Raw genomic sequence first — 399 nt, 5'->3', positions numbered from 1 at the left:
TATGGTTTCTTTGTCATGCAGCTCCCCGTGTTTGAATCGATGCTGTCATCGCCATGCGGCCTTCCGTTGTCAGTACGAAGAAAGGCCAGCCATCCGCCCCTGGAAAGAGCCACGGAAAGACCGATGACGCGGGCTAAGGGTTAGTGGCAGTGATATTCACCGGCCTTGTGATTGGGGTGGCACCCGTTGGCATCAGTGCCACCACCGTGTGCATGGGCCGTGACCGCAAAGGCCAGAATAGCCAAACAAGCAAGTATTGATCTCATTTTCGTAACCCCCGCTTAAAGAACGCGCTGAGGTAATCAGGAATCGAAACAAGTTGCAACGTGCCGTTGCCCCTGGCCTTGTCGGAGCCGAACAAGGTCTAGAGGCGAGCACGATTCCAGTCCCCCCTTGATC

Annotated in this window: 1 protein-coding gene; it reads right to left on the bottom strand. The window is 55.4% G+C overall.

The window, feature by feature from the left end:
• Positions 1-140 precede the first annotated feature (140 nt).
• Positions 141-266, bottom strand: coding sequence for a YHYH domain-containing protein (locus tag EOA24_RS44210; RefSeq protein ID WP_127410977.1), 126 nt, complete (start codon positions 264-266; stop codon positions 141-143).
• Positions 267-399: the final 133 nt, after the last annotated feature.

The sequence above is a fragment of the Mesorhizobium sp. M2A.F.Ca.ET.039.01.1.1 genome, from assembly GCF_003998035.1.
Taxonomy (GTDB): Bacteria; Pseudomonadota; Alphaproteobacteria; order Rhizobiales; family Rhizobiaceae; genus Mesorhizobium.
Note: the sequence above shows the minus strand (reverse complement) of the source record. Positions and strands in the feature narration are given on the sequence as shown.